The 20,652-nt window shown below is 62.7% G+C and carries 18 protein-coding genes; 6 read left to right on the top strand and 12 right to left on the bottom strand.

The features are described 5' to 3' along the window. The first annotated feature begins 12 nt into the window (after nt 1-12). The 3 genes from BWP39_RS18890 to BWP39_RS18900 all read left to right on the top strand — a co-directional run bounded on the left by BWP39_RS18890 (nt 13) and on the right by BWP39_RS18900 (nt 3,060). Nucleotides 13-1,827: an aminopeptidase P family protein gene (locus BWP39_RS18890; RefSeq protein WP_096723004.1), complete on the top strand. Its 1,815-nt coding sequence runs from the start codon at nt 13-15 to the stop codon at nt 1,825-1,827. A gap of 61 nt (nt 1,828-1,888) precedes the next feature. Further along, entirely contained in the window at nt 1,889-2,440 is a 552-nt protein-coding gene (locus BWP39_RS18895) for a cysteine hydrolase family protein (RefSeq protein ID WP_096722923.1), read from the top strand. Then, nucleotides 2,437-3,060, top strand: coding sequence for an HAD family hydrolase (locus BWP39_RS18900; protein ID WP_096722925.1), 624 nt, complete (start codon nt 2,437-2,439; stop codon nt 3,058-3,060). The genes BWP39_RS18895 and BWP39_RS18900 overlap by 4 nt, the downstream gene beginning before the upstream one ends. 102 nt (nt 3,061-3,162) lie before the next feature. Here BWP39_RS18900 and BWP39_RS18905 read toward each other — a convergent pair whose 3' ends face one another. The 12 genes from BWP39_RS18905 to ychF all read right to left on the bottom strand — a co-directional run bounded on the left by BWP39_RS18905 (nt 3,163) and on the right by ychF (nt 16,199). Next, nucleotides 3,163-3,984, bottom strand: coding sequence for an IclR family transcriptional regulator (locus BWP39_RS18905; RefSeq protein ID WP_096722926.1), 822 nt, complete (start codon nt 3,982-3,984; stop codon nt 3,163-3,165). 37 nt (nt 3,985-4,021) lie between these two features. Continuing rightward, nucleotides 4,022-4,750: an SDR family NAD(P)-dependent oxidoreductase gene (locus BWP39_RS18910; RefSeq protein ID WP_096722928.1), complete on the bottom strand. Its 729-nt coding sequence runs from the start codon at nt 4,748-4,750 to the stop codon at nt 4,022-4,024. 42 nt (nt 4,751-4,792) lie between these two features. After that, nucleotides 4,793-6,094 (bottom strand): MFS transporter, encoded by a 1,302-nt coding sequence (locus BWP39_RS18915; protein WP_096722930.1) that lies wholly within the window; start codon nt 6,092-6,094, stop codon nt 4,793-4,795. An 83-nt stretch (nt 6,095-6,177) separates the two neighbouring features. Beyond that, complete coding sequence (locus BWP39_RS18920; RefSeq protein WP_096722932.1) at nt 6,178-6,705, bottom strand: 2,4'-dihydroxyacetophenone dioxygenase family protein; 528 nt, start codon at nt 6,703-6,705, stop codon at nt 6,178-6,180. A 186-nt stretch (nt 6,706-6,891) separates the two neighbouring features. After that, on the bottom strand, nt 6,892-8,556 hold the full coding sequence (ettA, locus tag BWP39_RS18925; RefSeq protein WP_096723006.1) for an energy-dependent translational throttle protein EttA: 1,665 nt from the start codon (nt 8,554-8,556) through the stop codon (nt 6,892-6,894). Nucleotides 8,557-8,805: 249 nt separating this feature from the next. Beyond that, on the bottom strand, nt 8,806-9,117 hold the full coding sequence (locus tag BWP39_RS18930) for a DUF3761 domain-containing protein (protein ID WP_096722934.1): 312 nt from the start codon (nt 9,115-9,117) through the stop codon (nt 8,806-8,808). A gap of 65 nt (nt 9,118-9,182) precedes the next feature. Further along, nucleotides 9,183-10,271, bottom strand: coding sequence for a sn-glycerol-3-phosphate import ATP-binding protein UgpC (locus BWP39_RS18935; RefSeq protein ID WP_096722936.1), 1,089 nt, complete (start codon nt 10,269-10,271; stop codon nt 9,183-9,185). Nucleotides 10,272-10,356: 85 nt separating this feature from the next. Then, nucleotides 10,357-11,202 carry a sn-glycerol-3-phosphate ABC transporter permease UgpE gene (gene ugpE / locus BWP39_RS18940; protein WP_096722938.1) on the bottom strand — a complete coding sequence of 282 codons (846 nt, stop codon included), beginning with the start codon at nt 11,200-11,202 and terminating at the stop codon, nt 10,357-10,359. Then, nucleotides 11,199-12,083 (bottom strand): sn-glycerol-3-phosphate ABC transporter permease UgpA, encoded by an 885-nt coding sequence (gene ugpA, locus BWP39_RS18945; protein WP_096722940.1) that lies wholly within the window; start codon nt 12,081-12,083, stop codon nt 11,199-11,201. The genes ugpE and ugpA overlap by 4 nt, the downstream gene beginning before the upstream one ends. Before the next feature lie 114 nt (nt 12,084-12,197). Continuing rightward, the gene (gene ugpB / locus BWP39_RS18950) at nt 12,198-13,523 is read right to left on the bottom strand and encodes a sn-glycerol-3-phosphate ABC transporter substrate-binding protein UgpB (protein WP_096722942.1); all 1,326 of its coding nucleotides are present in this window, start codon (nt 13,521-13,523) and stop codon (nt 12,198-12,200) included. 325 nt (nt 13,524-13,848) lie between these two features. Next, nucleotides 13,849-14,946 carry a Fic family protein gene (locus BWP39_RS18955; protein ID WP_096722944.1) on the bottom strand — a complete coding sequence of 366 codons (1,098 nt, stop codon included), beginning with the start codon at nt 14,944-14,946 and terminating at the stop codon, nt 13,849-13,851. A 158-nt stretch (nt 14,947-15,104) separates the two neighbouring features. Next, the gene (gene ychF, locus BWP39_RS18960; RefSeq protein ID WP_096722946.1) at nt 15,105-16,199 is read right to left on the bottom strand and encodes a redox-regulated ATPase YchF; all 1,095 of its coding nucleotides are present in this window, start codon (nt 16,197-16,199) and stop codon (nt 15,105-15,107) included. Nucleotides 16,200-16,498: 299 nt separating this feature from the next. Between ychF and BWP39_RS18965 the strand changes: the two genes are divergently transcribed. From BWP39_RS18965 to BWP39_RS18975, 3 genes are all read left to right on the top strand, one after another. Then, nucleotides 16,499-17,671: a UbiH/UbiF family hydroxylase gene (locus tag BWP39_RS18965; RefSeq protein ID WP_096722948.1), complete on the top strand. Its 1,173-nt coding sequence runs from the start codon at nt 16,499-16,501 to the stop codon at nt 17,669-17,671. A gap of 153 nt (nt 17,672-17,824) precedes the next feature. Further along, entirely contained in the window at nt 17,825-18,550 is a 726-nt protein-coding gene (locus BWP39_RS18970; protein WP_096723008.1) for a DsbC family protein, read from the top strand. 158 nt (nt 18,551-18,708) lie between these two features. After that, complete coding sequence (locus BWP39_RS18975; RefSeq protein ID WP_096722950.1) at nt 18,709-20,499, top strand: M61 family metallopeptidase; 1,791 nt, start codon at nt 18,709-18,711, stop codon at nt 20,497-20,499. Nucleotides 20,500-20,652 lie beyond the last annotated feature (153 nt).

The raw sequence follows: 20,652 nt of genomic DNA on the forward strand, positions 1-20,652 counted from the left end.
CAGGTGAATCTGATGAATGCCCGTCTTCCTGAAACCTCCACGATCCCCGAGCGGATCGCCGCCCTGCGCGTAGCGATGACCCGCGAAGGGCTCGCCGCGTACCTCGTGCCGTCGGCGGATCCGCATCTATCCGAATACCTGCCGGGCCGCTGGCAGAGCCGCGAATGGCTGTCCGGCTTTACCGGATCGGCCGGCACGCTGGTGGTCACCGGCAGCTTTGCCGGCTTGTGGACCGACAGCCGCTACTGGTCGCAGGCTGAAGCGCAGCTGGCCGGCACCGGCGTGCAACTGATGAAAATGCTGGGTGGCCAGCAAAGCGCGCCGCATTTCGAGTGGCTTGCGCAGAACGTGGCAAGCGGCAGCGCGGTTGGCGTAGACGGCGCGGTGCTCGGCGTTGCCGCTGCCCGCACGCTGACCGATGCGCTGACCGCGCGTGGCGTGCAACTGCGTACCGACGTCGACCTGCTCGACACGATCTGGCCGCAGCGGCCCGCCTTACCCGTCGATGCCGTCTATGAGCACACCGCGCCGCACGCGAGCGTCACCCGCACCGAGAAGCTCGACCAGGTGCGCCGCGCGATGCAGGAAAAGGGCGCGCAGTGGCATTTCATCTCGACACTCGACGATCTCGCGTGGCTGTTGAACCTGCGTGGTGCCGATGTCAGCTATAACCCGGTGTTCGTTGCGCATGCACTGATCGGTCTCGACAGCGCCACGCTGTTCGTGTCGAACGGCAAGGTGCCCGAGGCGCTTGCGGCATCGCTGGCACGCGACGGTGTGCGCGTCGAGCCCTATGCACATGCGGTGCCCGCGCTCGTGGCGCTGCCCGCCGGCGCGACGCTGCTGATCGATCCGCGCCGCGTCACGCTGGGCGTCATGAAGTCGTTGCCCGCGACGGTGAAGGTGATCGAGGCGGTCAATCCGTCGATCTTCTTCAAGTCGCGCAAGACCGAAGCCGAAGCCGAACACATTCGCGCGACGATGGAGCAGGACGGTGCGGCACTGGCCGAATTTTTCGCGTGGTTCGAAGGCGCGCTTGGCCGCGAGACGATCACCGAGCTGACCATCGACGAACGTCTCACCGCAGCACGTGCACGGCGCCCTGGCTTCACGTCGCTGAGCTTCGCGACGATTGCGGGGTTCAACGGCAACGGTGCGATGCCGCACTACCGCGCGACCGAAGCATCGCATGCGACGATCGAAGGCAATGGTTTGCTGCTGATCGATTCGGGCGGCCAGTATCTGAGCGGCACGACCGACATCACACGCGTCGTGCCGATCGGTACGATCAGCGATGCACACCGGCACGACTTCACGACGGTACTGAAGGGCACGATGGCGCTGTCGCGTGCGCGCTTTCCGCGCGGCATCCGTTCGCCAATGCTCGACGCGATCGCACGCGCACCGATCTGGGAAGCGGGCGCGGATTACGGTCACGGCACCGGTCACGGCGTCGGTTACTTCCTGAACGTGCACGAAGGTCCGCAGGTGATCGCGCATTACGCCGCCGCCGAATCGTGGACCGCGATGGAAGAAGGCATGATCACGTCGATCGAGCCGGGTCTGTACCGGCCGGGCAAGTGGGGCGTGCGGATCGAGAATCTCGTGCTGAACCGTGCCGCGGAGCAAACCGAGTTCGGCGATTTCCTGCAGTTCGAGACGCTCACGCTGTGCCCGATCGATACACGCTGCCTCGCGTTGCCGCTGCTGCGCGATGACGAACGTGCGTGGCTGAACAGCTATCACGAGACGGTGCGCGCACGTGTATCGCCGCATGTATCGGGCGACGCGAAGGCGTGGCTCGAAGCGCGGACGCAACCGGTTTGATCGTGCGTTTAACGCGTGCGGGACGATTGATCTGACTTCGATGTGGCAGCGGAGACACGGAATGGCGGGCGTAGCGGTTGTGGTTATCGATGTGCAGCGGGCCTTCTTCTTCGGCCCTGACGCCGCATATCGCGGTGACGAAGTGGTCGCAGACATCAACCGGCTGACGAGTGCCGCGCGCGCCGCTGGTGCGCCGGTGTTCTTCGTGCAGCACGACGGCGAAGCCGGTGACGAAGTCGAACCGCACACCGAAGGCTGGCAATTACACCCGGGGTTCGTGCGCAGCGATACGGACGTCGTCATCAACAAGACGGTCGGCGATTCGTTTCACGAGACGCCGTTCGCCGACAAGCTCACGCAGCGCGATGTCGACAGCCTGTTGATCTGTGGCTACGCGACCGAACTCTGCATCGATGCCACCGCGCGTCGCGCGGCGTTTCTCGGCTACCGGACGACGGTTGTCAGCGATCTGCACACCACGCAGCACACGTCTTCGCTGACACCGAAGCAGATCGTCGATCACTACAACCAGTTGTGGCCACGCGCGTCGCTGTCCGGCAACCGCGTCGCTGTGCGCCCGCTCGCCGACGTGCTCGCCGCGGAGTTTGCATGACCATCAAGGCGGTCGTGTTCGATTTCGGCGGTGTGCTGATCGACTGGAGTCCCGAGCATCTGTATCGCAAGCTGATTCCTGACGACGCCGAGCGCCGCTGGTTTCTCACCCACGTCTGCACGATGGACTGGGTGATTCGCCAGGACGGCGGCCAGCCGCTTGCCGAAGGCACCGCCGAACTGGTCGGCCAGTTTCCCGAACACGAAGCGCTGATCCGCGCGTTCTACACGCGCTGGCACGAGATGATCGGCGGGCTGCACGAAGACACGATGGCGATCGTCGACACGCTCGAAGCCGCGGGCGTGCCGCTCTACGGGCTCACCAACTGGTCGGACGAGACGTTTCCCTATGCGTGGGAACACTTTCCGATGCTGCGACGTTTCCACGACATCGTCGTGTCCGGTCGCGTGAAACTCGTTAAACCCGATCCGGCGATTTTCGCGGCGATGCGCGAGCGGATCGAAGTGCGTTTGCCCGGTATTGCACCGGACGAACTCGCATTCATCGACGACAACCGGAAGAATGTCGAAGCGGCAACCACGCTCGGCTGGCACGCCATCCATCACACGAGCGCTGTCACTACAGCGGCTGCATTGCGCGAGCTGGGTCTGCCGGTCTGACGCTGTCGCACGACGCGATCTTAGTGCTCCCTCAAGCCCTTAAGCTCTGCAGCGCGATATCGGCGCGGGCCGTTCCGCGACTCCGCGGCAGACGTCACGCATTTAAACCCCACCGCGCGACATCGGCGCGAGTCTTTCCGCGACTGCGCGGCATGCGTCACGCAAAGGTGCGATATAGGTTTCCTGCGGCGTAGCACTGCGGCGAAACAGCGGAATGCTCACGCTGATGCACGCAACAGGCCGACCGTCCGCGTCTGGAATCGCACAGCCATAACAAAATATCTGCGCTTCGTTCTCTTCGCGATCTTCTGCATGGCCGCGCTCGCGTGTCGTGTCGAGTTCGGCGGCGAGCACGGCGGGTTCGACGATCGTATTCGGCGTCAAGCGTTCGAGCGCGACACCGCGCAGCAGTGCAGTGCGCGTGTTCGCATCGAGCGCGGCGAGATACGCCTTGCCTACCGAGCTTGAATAAAGCGTCACGCGTGTCCCAATGCGCGACGCCATCCGCACCGCATGCGGACTCTCCAGCTTCTCGATGAAGACCATTTCCGAGCCGCTACGCACTGCGAGATGCACGGTTTCCTGTGTGATGTCGCGCAGCGTCTGCAGCGCATCGATGGCGGCGACGCGCAGGTCGGAGCGCTCCCAGCTTCGGCTCGCGAGCGTCATCAGTCGCGGACCGAGTTCGAACGTGCTGCCCCGCAGACTGTCGACGACGAGCCCTTCCGCGATCAACGCGCCGACGATCCGGTACACGGTCGGACGCGGATAACCGCTTAGCGCGGCAAGTTGCGCAATACCCAATGGCGACGTGGCGTCGGCGATCAGTTGCAGCACCGTCATGAACTTCGAGAACGCGGCGGTACCCGTGGCGCGCGCGTCGTGGCTAGTGGTGATGTCGATGGTATCGGCGGAGGTCGGCATGATGTCGATCAGGTAATAACGGTAGAGCGGACACAGCTCACGCGACGAGATAGCCGCCGTCGACAGGCACGATCGTTCCGGTGATGAACGCCGCCGCCGGCGAACACAGAAACGCGACGGCCTGCGCGATATCGTCGGGCTCGCCCCAGCGGCCGAGCGGCGTACGTTCGAGAATTGCCCGTGAGCGGACGTCGTCGTCCTGCAGCGCCTGCGTGAGCGGCGTTGCGATCCAGCCCGGCGCAACCGCATTCACGCGAATGCCGTCGCGCGCATAGGCCAGCGCAAGCGACTTGGTCAATTGCGCGATGCCGCCTTTGCTCGCGCTATAGGCCGGCACGAGCCCGCCGCCGAAAAAACTCAGCATCGACGCGGTATTGACGATCGTGCCGCGGCTCGCTGCGAGCAGGGCACGCGCCGTCGAACACGTGCGCATCGTGCCGGTCAGGTTCACGTCGATCACCTGTTCGAACACATCGATCTCATGTTCGTCGCCGCGGCGGATCATGCCTGCGCAGTTCACGAGGATATCGAGCGACGTCAGCGGAGCGAATAGCGCGGCGACATCATCGTTCGAACTGACGTCGAGCGCGGTGACTTCGATGCCGGTGCCGAAGCTTGAGCGTTGCGCATCGGTCGGTGCAAGGCCGGCTGCGATAACGCGTGCGCCGAGCGACGCCAGACGATGCGCGATACCCGCGCCGATGCCCTGAGTGCCGCCGGTCACGATGGCCGTTTTACCTGCGAAAAGATCGTGCTGAAAAGTCATGATCGGCGAATGAGTGTCAAGCGGACAAAAGACGAAGACGCATCACGCGAGGCGGGCCGTAGCCCCCTGATCAGCACATTCCGCGATCGGCACCCGCACGACGAACATGTACACGAGCGCCGCGACAACCGACACACCCGCGCTGATCAAAAACGCGTTGACGAACGAATGCGTCCGATCCACCACGACGCCGGTAATGAACGGCGCAAACGAGCCGCCGAAATAGCCACCGAAGTTCTGGATACTGCCCAGCGACGCCACCAGATGCCGCGGCGCCGCCACGCTAACAAGCGCCCACGCACCACCGCTCGCGAGGTTGATGAAGTACATCGCCAGCGATAGATAGACGATGGCGAGCGTGGTATTCGGCGTGTACGCGGCGGGCACGGTGAAGATCGCCGCGAAGATAAGGCCGGTGCAGATCGGCCACTTGCGGCTGCGGATCGGTGCGACGCCGCGTGCCATCAGGCCATCGGCGACGAAGCCGCTCGACAGCATGCCCAGCGTGCCGAACAGATAGGGAATCGAGACGATCCAGCCGGTTCGCGCGATCGACAGATGGCGTTCGTGCTCGAGGTAGGCGGGCAACCACGTCAGGTACAGCCACACCATGTAGACCACGCCCATGAAGCCGAAGATCAAACCCCACGTGATCGGTGCGGCGAACAGGCCGCGCCATTCGGCGAACGTTACGCGGCGCTCGGCGCGCGCGTGCGGTTCTTCTTCGGTCAGATGCACGACTTCCTCGGGAGCGAGCGCGACTTCGCTGCGGTTCCGGTAGACCGCATACCAGCCGAGGGCGACTGCGATGCCGAGCACGCCCATCACGATGAACATCCAGCGCCAGCCGAACACGAGCAACAGCGAGGTGAGGATCGGCGGTGCAAGGGCGGGGCCGATCGTCGACGATGCAACGAAGATGCCGCTGGGCCGGCCGCGTTCGCGTAGCGAGAACCATTCGCTGACGACTTTCGCACCGGCCGGAAACTGCGGCGCCTCGCCGATGCCGAGACAGATCCGCGCCGCGAGAAATTGCGGCAATGTGTGCACGAGCCCGCCAAACAGCTGCGCCACCGACCAGACGAGCATGCCGAGACCGAGCATGATCCGCGCGCCGAAGCGATCGAGCAGCACGCCGATCGGCAGTTGCGAGAACGCGTAGGAAAACGAGAACGCCGAGAGCAGCAAACCCATCTGCGAGGCGCTCAGGCCGAGTTCGCCGCTGACCGAGTGATTGGCGATCGATAGCGTGCTGCGGTCGAGGTAGTTGACGATGCCCGCCAGCATCAGGAACGCGAGCGCTACCCACTGGATGCGCCTGAGGCGCGGTGTCTTTGCCTGCATGGTTGTCTCCTCCGGTGCTCTTTTGAGTCTATGGATGGATGCGGTGCTGCGGTGCTGCGGTGCTGCGCTGCGGCGTGTTGTGGTTACCGCACGAACTGATCGACGAAGCCGCCGCCTAACCCGACCTGTTCGAAGTGCGTGCGGCACATCTCCAGCTTGGTGAACACGTCCTCGTAGCCGGTGAAGTTGCCGTAGGGGTCGCAGTAGTACATCACGCCGTTCACCTGGAAGTAGGTGATCATTTCCTCGACGTCTTCGGGGACGTACAGCGTGTGCGTTTCGCCGGGCGGCTCGAAGACGTAGCTGCCTTCGGTGGCGACCCAGTCGTGTTCGAGGTAGCGCCATTTGCCTTTCAGCACCATGCCGTGCACTGCCTGCGGATGACGGTGGCGGCTCAGCACACCGGACTTGCGCACACGCAGCAGGTTCATCCAGTAGCCGCTCGACACGTTCAGGCACAGCGGCCGGAACCAGACGTTCTCGGCTTGCGGCACCCACAGACGTTCATCTTTTGGAATCGCGGATTCGACGACGATCTCGCGCAGGGCTTCGGGCGGATTGGGGAGTTGATAGGGCGTCAGTGCATCGGCGCCTGTGGTGGGGGCAGGCATTCGTGTCTCTGTCGATAGGAGTTAGCGCTTTAGCGCTTACTCCTATCCCATGCAACGGAGTTGCGCTGTCCATTATGTGGATTTTTACTTCGTATTATGGACAAATCGTCGTGCTTTATGCGGCACGTGTCAAGCTGGCGAGGTACTTAAAAAAGCGGCGTACCGTGTACGCCGCCTTGCAAACGTTTAACGAGCGATCGGCTTGTAACGCAGACGCTTCGGCCGTGCCGCTTCTTCGCCGAGACGCTTGATCTTGTCGGCCTCGTATTCCTGATAGTTGCCGTCGAAGAACGTGATCTGCGAGTCGCCTTCGAACGCGAGAATATGCGTCGCGATACGGTCGAGGAACCAGCGATCGTGCGAGATCACCATCACAGAGCCGGCGAATTCGAGCAACGCATCTTCGAGCGCACGCAGCGTTTCAACGTCGAGGTCGTTCGACGGTTCGTCAAGCAGCAGGACGTTGCCGCCTGCGATCAGCGTCTTCGCGAGATGCAACCGGCCGCGCTCACCGCCCGACAGATTGCCGACATTCTTCTGCTGGTCGCCGCCCTTGAAGTTGAAGCGGCCGATGTACGCACGCGACGCCGTTTCGTATTTGCCCACCGTCAGCACATCGGCGCCACCGGAGATTTCTTCGAACACGGTCTTCGAACCGTCGAGCGCGTCGCGGCTCTGATCGACATAGGCCAGCTTCACAGTCGGCCCTTGTACGATTTCGCCAGAATCCGGCTGCTCCTTGCCAGTCAGCATGCGGAACAACGTCGACTTACCGGCGCCGTTCGGCCCGATGATCCCGACGATCGCACCCGCAGGCACCTTGAAGCTCACGTTATCGAGCAACAGACGATCGCCGTACGCCTTGCTGACATTCTTGAACTCGATCACTTCATTGCCAAGGCGATCGCCGACCGGAATGAAGATTTCGAGCGTTTCATTGCGCTTCTGGTAGTCCTGGCTATTCAGTTCCTCGAAGCGCGCGATCCGTGCCTTCGACTTCGCCTGACGGCCCTTCGGATTTTGCCGCACCCACTCCAGTTCCTTCTTGATCGCTTTCTGGCGAGCCGATTCCGACGATTCTTCCTGCTTCAGGCGCTCGTCCTTCTGATCGAGCCAGCTACTGTAGTTACCCTTCCACGGAATGCCGTGGCCGCGGTCGAGTTCGAGAATCCATTCGGCGGCGTTATCGAGGAAGTAGCGATCGTGGGTAACGGCGACCACAGTGCCTGGAAAGCGCGTCAGGAACTGCTCGAGCCATTCCACCGATTCCGCGTCAAGGTGGTTGGTCGGCTCGTCGAGCAGCAGCATGTCCGGTTTTTCGAGCAGCAGCTTGCACAGCGCGACGCGACGCTTTTCGCCGCCCGACAGATTTTCGATCTTCGCGTCCCATGCGGGCAGACGCAGCGCATCGGCGGCGATTTCGATCTGTTGTTCGGCGCTGCCATCGGCGGTGGCGAGGATCGCTTCGTACTTGGCCTGTTCGGCGGCGAGCGCGTCGAAATCGGCGTCCGGCTCGGCGTACGCTGCGTAGATTTCGTCGAGCTTCTTTTGCGCGCCGAATACTTCGCCGAGACCTTCCTCGACGGCTTCACGCACCGTCTTCTGCGGATCGAGCTGCGGTTCCTGCGGCAGATAGCCGATGTTCAGGTTCGGCATCGGCGTCGCTTCGCCTTCGATGTCCTTGTCGACGCCCGCCATGATGCGGATCAATGTCGACTTGCCCGAACCGTTCAGGCCGAGCAGACCGATCTTCGCGCCGGGGAAGAACGACAGCGAGATGTCCTTGAGGATTTGACGCTTGGGCGGCACGATCTTGCCGACCCGGTTCATGGTGAAGACGTATTGGGCCATTTGCTTGCAATAGACGTTGACGACGCCTGCCATATTCGGCGGGCAATCGGGGTGAATGGGTAATCGATACAGGCCGCGGTACAGGCCGGGCAGAGCGCCCGGCGCCGGCCGGCGCTGTGCCGGGCTCAGCGACACCCCCGCACGCGCGGATGGTTCAGGTGGCATTGTACTTCGCGGCGGGCAACGGTCGGCAGCGGAAATCGGCGGGGGCGAACGGAACGGGGGAGCGGTGTGCGGCCTTATGCCGGGTCACAGCCAGTCTGCGACGCCGCCGTGCCGCGAACAGGTGCCGCTGCGATGCCGGCTGAAACTGTAGGTGCCGTCGCGGCAACGCGCGCTTGCGCCTTGCGGAACCTTGCCGGACAGCGAGCGGGCCGGCGCGTGCACCGTATTGCCGTCGCGGTTCGTATAGGTGTTGTGATTGCTGAGGCTGGATTCGTCGGCGTTCGTGCCGGATGCGGCGTCTGGAGCGACGTAGGCGAATGCAGGCGGCACGCTCAGCAACAGGGCCGCGGCAAATGCCGTGCACGACCGGACAGACGCGAGAACGATAGCTTTCATGATCTCTCGATGGCGTGCTTTGCCGTGATTTGCCGCGCGCTCCGTTTCGCGTCTCATCGTGCCGCTCAGTTCGCCCGCTGCCCGCTAGCCGGATCGAAGAAATGCAGATGCTGTGCCGGCAGCGCAACCTGCAGCGCTTCGCCCGCAGCGGGGCGATGCGTGTGCGGCAGCCGCGCGGTGACGTCGTGCTTGCCCCAACGACCGTGCGCGAGATTGTCGGCGCCGAGCAGTTCGCACGAATCGACGGTGAGCGTGGCATGCGCCGCGCCCGGCTGACCGGGCGTCATGTGCTCGGGACGAATGCCGACGATCCACTCGCGTCCCGCCGCCACCTCGCGACCAATCGACGGTGTGCCTGCGATCGGCAACGCCGGACCGCCTTCCGCGACTTCAAACGTCGCGCCGTCGGCGGACACGCGGCCGTGCAGCAGATTCATCCCCGGCGAACCGATGAAGCTCGCGACGAAGATCGTCGCGGGCCGTTCGTAGACGTCCGTCGGCGAACCGATCTGTTCCGCGTAACCGCGGTTCATCACGATCACACGCTGCGCGAGCGTCATCGCTTCGACCTGATCGTGGGTGACGTACAGGCTCGTCGTCGCAAGACGTGCATGCAGCCGCTGGATTTCGAGCCGCATCTGCACACGCAGCCGCGCGTCGAGATTCGACAGCGGTTCGTCGAACAGGAACACCGCCGGCTCGCGCACGATTGCGCGACCCATCGCAACGCGCTGCCGCTGGCCGCCCGACAGCTCGCGCGGTTTGCGCTCGAGCAGCGGGCCGAGTTCGAGGATCTTCGCCGCGGTATCGACGCGTCGCGCGATCGTCGCCGCGTCCGTGCCCGCGATCTTCAGCGCGTAGCCCATGTTCTGCGCGACGCTCATATGCGGATACAGCGCGTAGTTCTGGAACACCATCGCGATGTTCCGGTCTTTCGGTTCGAGCCGGTTCACGACCTTGCCGCCGATCGAGATCTCGCCATCGGAGATGCTCTCCAGTCCGGCGACCATCCGCAGCAATGTCGACTTGCCGCAGCCCGACGGACCCACCATCACGACGAACTCGCCGTCGTCGATGTCCACGTCGATACCGTGCAGCACGAACTGTTTGCCGTCGTACGTTTTCTTGACAGCCTTTAGCGTCAGCGCAGCCATTCCACTCGCCCTTCAGTGCAGAGGCGGCCGGCGCGAAATGCGCCACCGCCGTATATGTTCATTGACGAAACCCGGACCGGCCGGCTCATTTTTCCGCATCGACGAGGCCGCGCACGAACCAGCGCTGCATCGTCAGCACGACGGCGAGCGGTGGCAACATCGCCAGCAGCGTCGCAGTCATCACGAGGTGCCATTCGGTCGCGGTGTCGCCGGACGCGATCATGCTCTTGATGCCAACCACCGCCGTGGTCAACGACTGCTGGCTCGTAATCAGGATCGGCCACAGGTACTGATTCCATCCGTAGATGAAGGTGATCACGAAGAGCGCAGCCAGGTTCGTCTTCGACAGCGGGACCACGACGTCCCAGAAGAAACGCAGCGGCCCGGCGCCGTCGATGCGCGCGGCTTCCATCAATTCGTCGGGTAACGTCATGAAGAACTGGCGGAACAGGAACGTTGCAGTCGCGGAGGCGATCAACGGCAACGTGAGACCCGCATACGAATTGCTCAGATGCATCGACGACACGACCTGCACCGTCGGGAAAATGCGCACTTCGACGGGCAGCATCAGCGTGACGAAGATCAGCCAGAAAGCGGTGTTGCGAAACGGGAAGCGAAAGAACACGATCGCATACGCGGAGATCATCGAGATCGCGATCTTGCCGATCGAGATGATGAGCGCCATCACGAGGCTGTTGAACAACATGCGGCCGAACGGGCTGGCCGCATTGCCACTACCGTGCGACCAGACGGCAGCGATATTTTCGAACAGATGCGTGCTCGGGATCAGCGACAGCGGCACGCTGAACACCTCGTGCTCGCTCATCGTGGCCGCGCAGAACGCGACGTACACGGGGAAGACCACCAGCACGACGCCGATCAGCAGCACCGCGTGGCAGAAGAGGTCGAAACCGCGGCGATTCTCGATCATGAGTATTGAACCCTCCGCTCGATGAAACGGAACTGCACGACGGTCAGCCCAGCGACGATCACCATCAGCACGACCGACTGCGCGCCCGAGCTACCGATGTCGAGGCCCTGAAAACCTTCGGCGAAAATCTTGTAGATCAGCGTACGCGTGGCCTGTGCAGGACCGCCGCCGGTGGCCGCGTCGATGACCGGAAACGTGTCGAAGAACGCGTAGGTCAAGTTCACGACGAGCAGGAAGAAACTGGTTGGCGACAGCAGCGGTAGTGCGATGCCGAAGAAGCGCCGCACCGGACCCGCTCCGTCGATCGCCGCCGCTTCGATCAGCGAGCGCGGAATGGCCTGCAATCCCGCGTAGAAGAACAGGAAGTTGTAGCTGACCTGCTTCCACACCGACGCGAGCACGACGAGGAACATCGCCTGGCCGGCGTTCAGCGCGTGATTCCACACGATGCCGTACTTCGCGAGCGCATACGTGACGATCCCGATGCTCGGATTGAACAGGAACGACCACAGCACCGCGGCGATCGCGGGCGCGACGGCGTACGGCCAGATCAGCAGCGTTTGATAGGCTTTGGCGCCGCGCGTCACACGATCGGCGCAGGCCGCGAGCAAGAGCGAGATCACGAGACCGAAGACCGTGACGAGCGCGCAGAAGATCAGCGTCGTCGTGAGCGACGACAGGTACAGCGGGTCGGCGAACAACTGCTTGAAGTTCGCGAGACCGACGAATTCGCTCGACGTGCCGAACGCGTCCTGCGACTGCGTCGATTGCCATAGCGCGGCGCCGGCGGGCCACAGGAAGAACACCGCGGTGATCAGGAGTTGCGGCGCGACCAGCAGGTAGGGCAGTACGCCGGTGCCGAAGCGGGAGCGTTTTTCCATCGAGATTTTCCAGCCGTGATGCTTGAGATGCAGGGAGACGCGCGGATTGCTGCGACTCTACGTCAAGTCTGCGACGACCGGCCGGTGAGGTCGATCGTCGCGGCTCGGGACAGCTTAGCTACCGGCCTTTTCGAAACGACGCAGCAACTCGTCGCCGCGCGACGCCGCGGAGTCGAGCGCATCCTTCGGCGATTTCTTCTGCGCCCACACCTGTTCGAGTTCTTCATCGATGATCGTGCGGATCTGCGGCATGTTGCCGAGACGCAGGCCCTTCGTGAACGGCAGCGGCGGTTTGTTCAGCATCTGCTTGATCGCCGTGTCGCTGCCCGGGTTCTTGTCGTAGAAGCCCTGTTGCTGCGTCAGTTGATAAGCCGCCGTCGTGACAGGAAGGTAGCCGGTGTCCTGATGCCACTTCGCGGCGACAGCCGGCGAGCTCAGGTAAGCGAGAAACTTCGCAACACCCTTATAGGTGGCCGGATCCTTGCCCGACAGCACCCACAAACTCGCCCCACCGATAATCGCGTTCTGCGGCGCGCCCTTCACGTTCGCGTCGTACGGCATCATGCCGGTGCCGAAGCTGAACTTCGCATACTTCTTGATCGTGGCAAGCGAGCCCGACGAGTTTGTGATGATTCCGCAGTCACCGCTATAGAACTTCGAGACCGGTTCGTCCTTGCGTCCGACGTAGGTGAACGTGCCTTCCTTCAACATGGTCTGCAGGAACTGGATGTGCGCGGTCTGCAGCGGCTTGTTGAATTCGAGCACCGCATCGGCGCCATCGAAGCCGTTGTTTTCAGACGCGAACGGCACACCGTGCCATGCGCTGTAGTTCTCGAGCTGAATCCAGCTCTGCCAGCCCGACGAGTAACCGCACGACATGCCCGACGCTTTCAGCTTCTGTGCGTCCTGCTGCAGCTCTTGCCAGGTCTTCGGCGGCTTGTTCGGATCGAGCCCGGCTTTCTTGAACGCATCCTTGTTGTAATAGAGCACCGGCGTCGAACTGTTGAACGGCATCGAGATCAGCTCACCGGTCTTCGCGTCGCTGTAATAACTTGCAATGGTCGGTACGAAGGCTTTTTCGTCGAGCGGCACACCAGCCTGCTTGAACACATCCGAGACCGGGATCACGGCTTTCTTCGCCTGCATCATCGTGGCGGTACCGACCTCGTAGACCTGCAGGATGGCCGGCGCGTTACCGCTGCGGTATGCCGCGATGCCTGCGGCGAGCGTCTGGTCGTAGCTGCCCTTGAAGACCGGAACAATCTTGTAGTCGCTTTGCGACGCGTTGAACGCGGTCGCGATATCGTTCAGGTGTTCGCCCAGTGCGGCTTCCATGGCATGCCAGAACTGGATCTCGGTGGCTGCGTGCGCGCTCTGCGCCACGCCGAGGGCCAGCACGGCCGCCACGGAAAACGAACGAAACAAGGGTTTGAATTTCATCGATAGGTCTCCAGGGTCTAAAGTCGCGCAAGTTGCGAGTACGCGATTGTAGTGGTGGTCGATGACAGAAAATAAAGTGTGGGAGTCCTTTCGAGCGGAACAACAACGTCGCGTTGTTGCGTCGCACAGATCGAGCGCATTCCGATTGTTTGGTCGAACTACCGGGTCGTGCGAAGGCCCCTAAAACGCGCAATTTATCACCGGCGTTGGGCAAACAGAAGGGCGGTAAGGGAATGCCTTACTGATGGGAACAGGTGGAAATAAAAAAGCCGCGGCAATGCGCGGCTTTGCGAGGCGACTGTGCGGCGGGGCCGCGTACAGTCCATCACTTCTCGGATCTGCCCAAGGGGCTGTCGGACTGCGTAGCGAGTGACGACGCAAGCTCATACCAGACACCTCTGCCTGCCCCACGTTGGCCAAGATAGCTTCGCTCAACGAGTGCCCGAAAATGCTGCTTCAGTGTGTTGCGATTGCCACCCGTCAGCCGTATCGCATCTGCCATCGTAATGCGGCCATGCTCCTTTGCAAACTCGACAATCTGCAACGATAGCTCGGGCAATGGAGCGAGTACCAGCTTCTCGCGCTCCACTTTGTGATTGAGACGGCGAACCTGTTCTGCCAATGCACGCAGGAAGAAAACGAGCCACGGCTGCCAGTTCGGTGCATCAGTTCGAATTGTTCCCTGCGTTTGCCGGAGCGCAAGGTAGTAGGCCTCCTTGCTTTGCTCGACCACGCCCTCTAGCGAGCTATAAGGCACGTAGGCATAGCCGGCTTGCAGCAACAGCAGAGTAGTCAGCGCGCGGCTAAGCCGGCCATTACCATCCTGGAAAGGGTGAATTTCCAGAAAGACCACAACCCATATACCAATGAGTAGTAACGGGTGCAGGCGTGCTGCATGCCGCTCGTCATTGAACCAGGTCACCAGCTCCGCCATCAGGCGCGGTGTGTCGAAGGGTGTTGCGGTTTCGAAAACCACTCCCAGTTGTTTGCCTTCTTCGTCGAAGGCAACGACGCTGTTTGTGGAGGTCTTGTAGTTGCCCCGGTGCCACGCATCTTTCTCGCTGTGGGCGAGAAGATCGCGATGTAGTTGCTTGATGTGATTCTCGGTCAGGGTGATGTCCTGCCATGAGGAGAACATCAGTTCCATGACCTCGGCATAGCCTGCCACTTCCTGCTCGTCGCGTGTCGTGAAGGACTTGATCTGCAGATTGGACAGTAGTCGTTCTACCTCGCGATCCGAGAGCTTGCTGCCTTCGATACGGGTAGAGGAGCCGACACTCTCTATGGTCGCCACCCGGCGCAACGCCGACAGCCGATCCGGCGCGAGCGTCCCCAGCGCGCGCCATGCGCCCTTGAACTCATCGATTCCGGCGATAAGTTTCAGGATCTCAGGAGTGATCTGGGTGGTGTGGGCTAGGATCATTGCACCAATAATACACCCGATTACACCCATTTATTGGGCGTGGCCACTCATTTTCACACCCATTTACACCCATTTTAACGCGGCAGAACACAAACGGGCACCAGAAAACAAAAAAGCCCTTGGCAACCTGCCAAGGGCCCGGAATCAGCCAGTCACGCTCAAACGTTGAACAGAAAGTTCATCACATCCCCGTCGTGCACGACATATTCCTTACCTTCCGCGCGCATCTTGCCGGCTTCCTTCGCACCGTGCTCACCCTTGTACGATACGAAATCGGCGAAGCCAATGGTCTGCGCACGGATGAAGCCGCGTTCGAAGTCGGTATGAATCACGCCGGCAGCCTGCGGCGCCGTGTCGCCGATATGGATCGTCCATGCCCGCACTTCCTTCACGCCCGCGGTGAAGTAGGTCTGCAGGCCGAGCAGCTTGAAACCCGCGCGGATCACGCGGTTCAGGCCCGGCTCGTCCATACCCATGTCGGCCAGGAAGACTTCCTTGTCCTCGTCGCCGAGTTCGCCGATCTCAGCTTCGATCGCGGCGCACACCGCGACGACCGGCGCATTCTCAGCTTCGGCATGTTTGCGCACCGCGTCGAGGTGCGGATTGTTTTCGAAGCCGTCTTCCTTCACGTTCGCGACGTACATCGTCGGCTTGGCGGTGATTAGACAGAACGGTTTGAGCAGCGCGTTTTCATCTTCCGACAGATCCAGCGCTCGCACCGGCTTCGCCTGATCAAGTTGTGCACGCACTTTTTCGAGCACCGCGGCGAGCTTTCCTGCTTCCTTGTCGTTGCCCGATTTCGCCGCCTTCGAATAGCGTGTCAGCGATTTTTCGACCGTGGCGAGGTCGGCGAGCGCGAGTTCGGTGTTGATGACTTCGATGTCCGACAGCGGATCGATCTTGCCTGCAACGTGAATCACGTTCTCGTCATCGAAGCAGCGCACGACGTGCGTGATCGCGTCGGTTTCGCGGATGTTGGCGAGGAACTGGTTGCCGAGCCCTTCACCTTTGCTGGCACCTGCCACGAGCCCCGCGATGTCGACGAACTCGACGATCGCCGGCACGATGCGCTCCGGCTTGACGATGTCGGCGAGTGCCGTGAGGCGCGCGTCCGGCACTTCGACGATGCCGACGTTCGGCTCGATCGTGCAGAACGGGTAGTTTTCGGCGGCGATGCCGGCCTTGGTCAGTGCGTTGAACAGGGTGGACTTGCCGACATTAGGCAGGCCGACGATGCCGCATTTGAGGCTCATGGAATTTCTCTAATAAACGGGTGGTGACGGGGCTTCGTCGCGCGCGGCGGAGCTTGCTGCCTGCGGCTCGACTCACGCGCCGGCTACGGCCCGATGGAGAAGGGCGGCGGACGGCACGGTGCAAGCAGTACGTCTTGCCGGTGGTCGTAATCACCGGAAAACCGCAATTGTAACCCTGTCGGGGGTGCCGGTTCGAGCGCGGCGGACTGGCGACGGGCGGTGCGCATGCCCGTGGCGCACCGATTGCAGCACTGCTGGACGAGCCCGGACGGCGTGGCCCCCGCGGCTATAATGCCCGGATGAATGCTCACCACCAGACTTTTGACGTCGCCGTGATCGGCGGCGGGCTCGTCGGCAAGACTGCGGCGCTGGCATTGACGCAGGGCGGTCTGCGCGTCGCACTACTCGCGCAGCCGTGCGTGCCGCCGCCCGCCGATGCCGCTTTCGATGCGCGCGTCTACGCGTTATCCGCGAGTTCGCAGGCGCTGTTCGAGCGTCTGCGGGTCTGGCAGGCACTCGATCCATCCCGTCTGTCGCCGGTCTACGACATGCGTGTATTCGGCGATGCGCATGCCGAGCTGCATTTCTCCGCGTTCCAGGCATCGGTGCCGCAGCTCGCATGGATCGCGGAATCATCGCTGATCGAACAGGCACTCGATGCCGCGCTGCGCTTCCAGCCGAATCTGACCTGGCTCGACGCACGCGCCCAGGCGCTCGATGTGAAAACGTCCGGCGCGACGATTGCGCTGGCAAACGGGCGCACGATCGAAGCCGATCTGGTGGTCGGTGCCGACGGCGCGCATTCATGGGTGCGCGCCCAGATCGGTTCGAAGGTTCTGCGGCGCGACTATCAGCAGACCGGTGTCGTCGCCAATTTCAAGGCGGAGTGCCCGCACGGCGAAACGGCGTATCAATGGTTCAGCGGCGGCGAGATTGTCGCGTTGCTGCCGTTGCCGGATGGCCATGTGTCGCTGGTCTGGTCGGCGCGCACCGAACATGCCGATGCGCTGCTCGAACACGATCCGGCGAAGCTTGCAGCGGAAGTTGAGCGCGTGACGCAAGGCACGTTGGGCACGCTGGAATGCGTGACACCGGCGAAGGGCTTTCCGCTCGCACTGCAAACTGTCGACCGTTTAATCGCGCCGCGCGTCGCTCTCGTCGGCGACGCCGCGCATCTGATCCACCCGCTCGCGGGCCAGGGGATGAACCTCGGGCTGCGCGACGTCATGTCGCTGGCGGAAGTCGTCGCGCAGAAGGAAGCGTTCCGCGATCTCGGCGACACGGTGCTGTTGCGCCGCTACGAGCGCTCGCGTCGCGAAGATATCCGCGCGCTGATGCTCGCCACCGACGGCCTGCAAAAGCTTTTCGCCGTGCCCGGTCCGCTTGCCCGCGCGGTGCGTAACGCGGGGATGGCGATGATCGGTGCGCAGCCGCTCGTCAAGCGCTGGCTGGTTTCTGCGGCGCTCGGTTGAGCAAGAGGGAAGAAGAAGTGTGCGGTCGTCGCGGATGCCGCGGATGCAAGTCGCAGCGCATTCGGGCACACTCAAATGATCACGCAGCACGCCACATCACAGTCGAAGCAGGCGCGCGCATCGGGCGCGCGTGAACGAATCAGGGAATCCAGCATGAAAAAGCCTATCCGAATCGCTGCGCTTGTCCTTGCTGTCGCTGCCGCGACGCTCGGTTGCACCGCGCAGGCCGATCAGACCACCGACAAGCTGAAAGCGGCGCTGCAAACGCGCCTCGCCGACGCGACGATCAAGAGTATCGAGAAGTCGCCGATCGCCGGGCTGTACGAGGTGAATCTCGGCTCGCAGATCATCTATAGCGACGCTACCGGCGACTACCTGATTCTCGGCGATCTCATCGATGCGAAGAATCACAAGAACCTCACCGAAGCGCGCCTGTCGGAAACCAACCGCATCAACTTTGCGAGCCTGCCGTTCGCGAATGCAGTGAAGGTCGTGAAGGGCAACGGCAGCCGCCAGATCGCGGTGTTCTCCGATCCGAACTGCCCGTACTGCAAGCAGCTCGAAAACACGCTGAAATCGGTTGATAACGTCACCGTCTATACGTTCCTGTACCCAGTGCTGTCGCCTGATTCCGAGGTGAAGTCGAAGTCGATCTGGTGTTCGACCGATCGCGCGAAGGCATGGGAATCGTGGATGCAGAACCGCACCGCGCCGACAGCCGCGGGTACCTGCGATACCGCCGCCATCGACAAGAACCTCAAGCTCGGTCATGAGATGAACGTCACCGGCACGCCGACGGTGTTCCTCGCCGACGGCCGGCGTTTGCCCGGCGCAGTTCCCGCTGACGAACTGAACAAACAGATCTCGGCAGTGCGCTAAACGTGCTGGTACCGCGGATGGCGGGCGGCGCGTTGCTAAAAGCGTCGCCTCCTTCCGTCGTACCGGCAGGTAGCCCCACGGGCACAGCCTGATTCAGCGCGCTGCGCACGGTACCGCCTCCTGCCGTCCCTATCTCATCGCTCGCACCCACCCCGCAGATGAAGCCGATCCGCTACACCATCGTCCCCAGCCAGCCCGCTGCCCACCTGTTCGAAGTCACCGTCACCGTCGCCGATCCCGATCCGGCCGGACAGCGTTTCATGCTGCCCGTGTGGATTCCCGGCAGCTATATGGTGCGTGAGTTCGCGCGCAACATCGTCACGCTGCGCGCGTTCAACGATGCGGGCCGCAAGGTTCGCGTCACGAAGACCGACAAGCACACGTGGCAGGCCGCGGCGGTTAAAGGTGCGCTGACGCTGCGCTACGAGGTCTACGCGTGGGATCTGTCGGTGCGTGCGGCGCATCTGGACGACACGACCGGTTTCTTCAACGGCACGAGCGTGTTTCTCGCCGTGCCGGGGCATGAAGACGCACCTTGCGTCGTCGAGATCCAGAAGCCGGCCGGCGCGCAGTACCGGCAATGGCGTGTCGCAACCGCGCTGCCCGAAGCGCGCGGCACGAAGCGCTATGGCTTCGGCGAATATCGTGCGCAGAACTACGATGAGCTGATCGACCATCCGGTCACGCTTGGCGAATTCGCGCTCGCGACCTTCAAGGCGCACGGTGTGCCGCACGACATCGTGATTGCCGGGCGCGTCGTCGGGCTCGACATGGAGCGGCTCGCCGCCGACCTGAAGCGCATCTGCGAAGCGCAGATCGCGCTCTTCGAACCGAAATCGAAGAAGGCGCCCGTCGACCGCTATGTGTTCATGACCCAGGCGGTCAGCGATGGTTATGGCGGGCTCGAACATCGTGCGTCGACGGCGCTGATCTGCAATCGCGGCGATCTGCCGGTGACCGGGCGCGAGCCGATGACCGAAGGCTACCGGACCTACCTGGGCCTGTGCAGCCACGAGTACTTCCATACGTGGAACGTGAAGCGGATCAAGCCCGCCGCGTTCGCACCGTACGATCTGACGCGCGAGAACTACACGTCGCTGCTGTGGCTGTTCGAAGGTTTTACGTCCTATTACGACGATCTGATCCTCGTGCGTAGCGGCGTTATCACGCAGGACGATTACTTCGGCCTCGTCGGCAAGGTGGTCGGCGGCGTGCAGCGCGGCAGCGGTCGCCTGAAGCAGACGGTTGCCGAAAGCTCGTTCGACGCGTGGGTCAAGTACTACCGGCAGGACGAAAACGCACCGAACGCGATCGTCAGCTATTACACGAAGGGTTCGCTCATCGCACTGGCATTCGATCTGACGATTCGCGCGCAAACCCGCAACCGCAAATCGCTCGACGACGTGATGCGCCTGCTGTGGCAACGCTACGGCCGCGATTTTTACCGCGGCAAGCCGGTCGGTGTCGAGGAAGCGGATGTCGAAGCGCTGTTTGCCGAAGCGACCGGTGCAAACCTTGCGGAACTGTTCACCGATGGCGTACGCGGCACGGTCGACCTGCCGCTGGCGGCGTTGCTCGCGCCGTTCGGCGTGTCGCTGAAGCCTGAAACCGATGCGGGCGCGAAGCCTTCGCTGGGCGCACGCGTGCGGGGCGGCGCGGACTGCACGCTGGCTGCCGTTCACGACGGCAGTGCCGCGCAGAAAGCGGGGCTCTCGGCCGGCGATGTGCTGGTTGCGATCGACGGGTTGCGTGTCACCGGTGCCAACCTCGACGCGTTGCTCGCGCGCTACCTGGCGGGCGCGAAAGTGGAAATCCATGCGTTCCGGCGCGACGAACTGCGGGTTGTTCAGCTGAAACTGGATGCTCCGGAGGTCGCACGCTACGTGCTCTCCACCGCCGATTCCCGTGCCGCCGCGACCCGTGCCCGCGAACGCTGGCTGAAGGCCTGAAAGCGCAAAGCCCCGCCGTGCAACGCGCTGCGACGGAGTGCCCACTCGCTCGCGGGCGCTCCGCGGCTTTCGATTGCCTGTCGGGGTCGATACAATGCGACGGCTGTATGTCCGTTCAGGCAGCCGATTGTTCTACTGATGCAACAATGCGTC

It is taken from the genome of Paraburkholderia acidicola (assembly GCF_002362315.1).
Lineage (GTDB): Bacteria > Pseudomonadota > Gammaproteobacteria > Burkholderiales > Burkholderiaceae > Paraburkholderia > Paraburkholderia acidicola.

Coding starts and splice junctions, on each gene's coding strand:
- BWP39_RS18890 (WP_096723004.1), top strand. CDS start 13: ATGAATGCCCGTCTTCCTGAAACCTCCACGATCCCCGAGCGGATCGCC.
- BWP39_RS18895 (WP_096722923.1), top strand. CDS start 1,889: ATGGCGGGCGTAGCGGTTGTGGTTATCGATGTGCAGCGGGCCTTCTTC.
- ettA (WP_096723006.1), bottom strand. CDS start 8,556: ATGGCCCAATACGTCTTCACCATGAACCGGGTCGGCAAGATCGTGCCG.
- BWP39_RS18905 (WP_096722926.1), bottom strand. CDS start 3,984: ATGCCGACCTCCGCCGATACCATCGACATCACCACTAGCCACGACGCG.
- BWP39_RS18930 (WP_096722934.1), bottom strand. CDS start 9,117: ATGAAAGCTATCGTTCTCGCGTCTGTCCGGTCGTGCACGGCATTTGCC.
- BWP39_RS18915 (WP_096722930.1), bottom strand. CDS start 6,094: ATGCAGGCAAAGACACCGCGCCTCAGGCGCATCCAGTGGGTAGCGCTC.
- BWP39_RS18900 (WP_096722925.1), top strand. CDS start 2,437: ATGACCATCAAGGCGGTCGTGTTCGATTTCGGCGGTGTGCTGATCGAC.
- BWP39_RS18920 (WP_096722932.1), bottom strand. CDS start 6,705: ATGCCTGCCCCCACCACAGGCGCCGATGCACTGACGCCCTATCAACTC.
- BWP39_RS18965 (WP_096722948.1), top strand. CDS start 16,499: ATGAATGCTCACCACCAGACTTTTGACGTCGCCGTGATCGGCGGCGGG.
- BWP39_RS18910 (WP_096722928.1), bottom strand. CDS start 4,750: ATGACTTTTCAGCACGATCTTTTCGCAGGTAAAACGGCCATCGTGACC.
- ugpA (WP_096722940.1), bottom strand. CDS start 12,083: ATGGAAAAACGCTCCCGCTTCGGCACCGGCGTACTGCCCTACCTGCTG.
- BWP39_RS18970 (WP_096723008.1), top strand. CDS start 17,825: ATGAAAAAGCCTATCCGAATCGCTGCGCTTGTCCTTGCTGTCGCTGCC.
- ugpE (WP_096722938.1), bottom strand. CDS start 11,202: ATGATCGAGAATCGCCGCGGTTTCGACCTCTTCTGCCACGCGGTGCTG.
- ugpB (WP_096722942.1), bottom strand. CDS start 13,523: ATGAAATTCAAACCCTTGTTTCGTTCGTTTTCCGTGGCGGCCGTGCTG.
- BWP39_RS18955 (WP_096722944.1), bottom strand. CDS start 14,946: ATGATCCTAGCCCACACCACCCAGATCACTCCTGAGATCCTGAAACTT.
- BWP39_RS18935 (WP_096722936.1), bottom strand. CDS start 10,271: ATGGCTGCGCTGACGCTAAAGGCTGTCAAGAAAACGTACGACGGCAAA.
- BWP39_RS18975 (WP_096722950.1), top strand. CDS start 18,709: ATGAAGCCGATCCGCTACACCATCGTCCCCAGCCAGCCCGCTGCCCAC.
- ychF (WP_096722946.1), bottom strand. CDS start 16,199: ATGAGCCTCAAATGCGGCATCGTCGGCCTGCCTAATGTCGGCAAGTCC.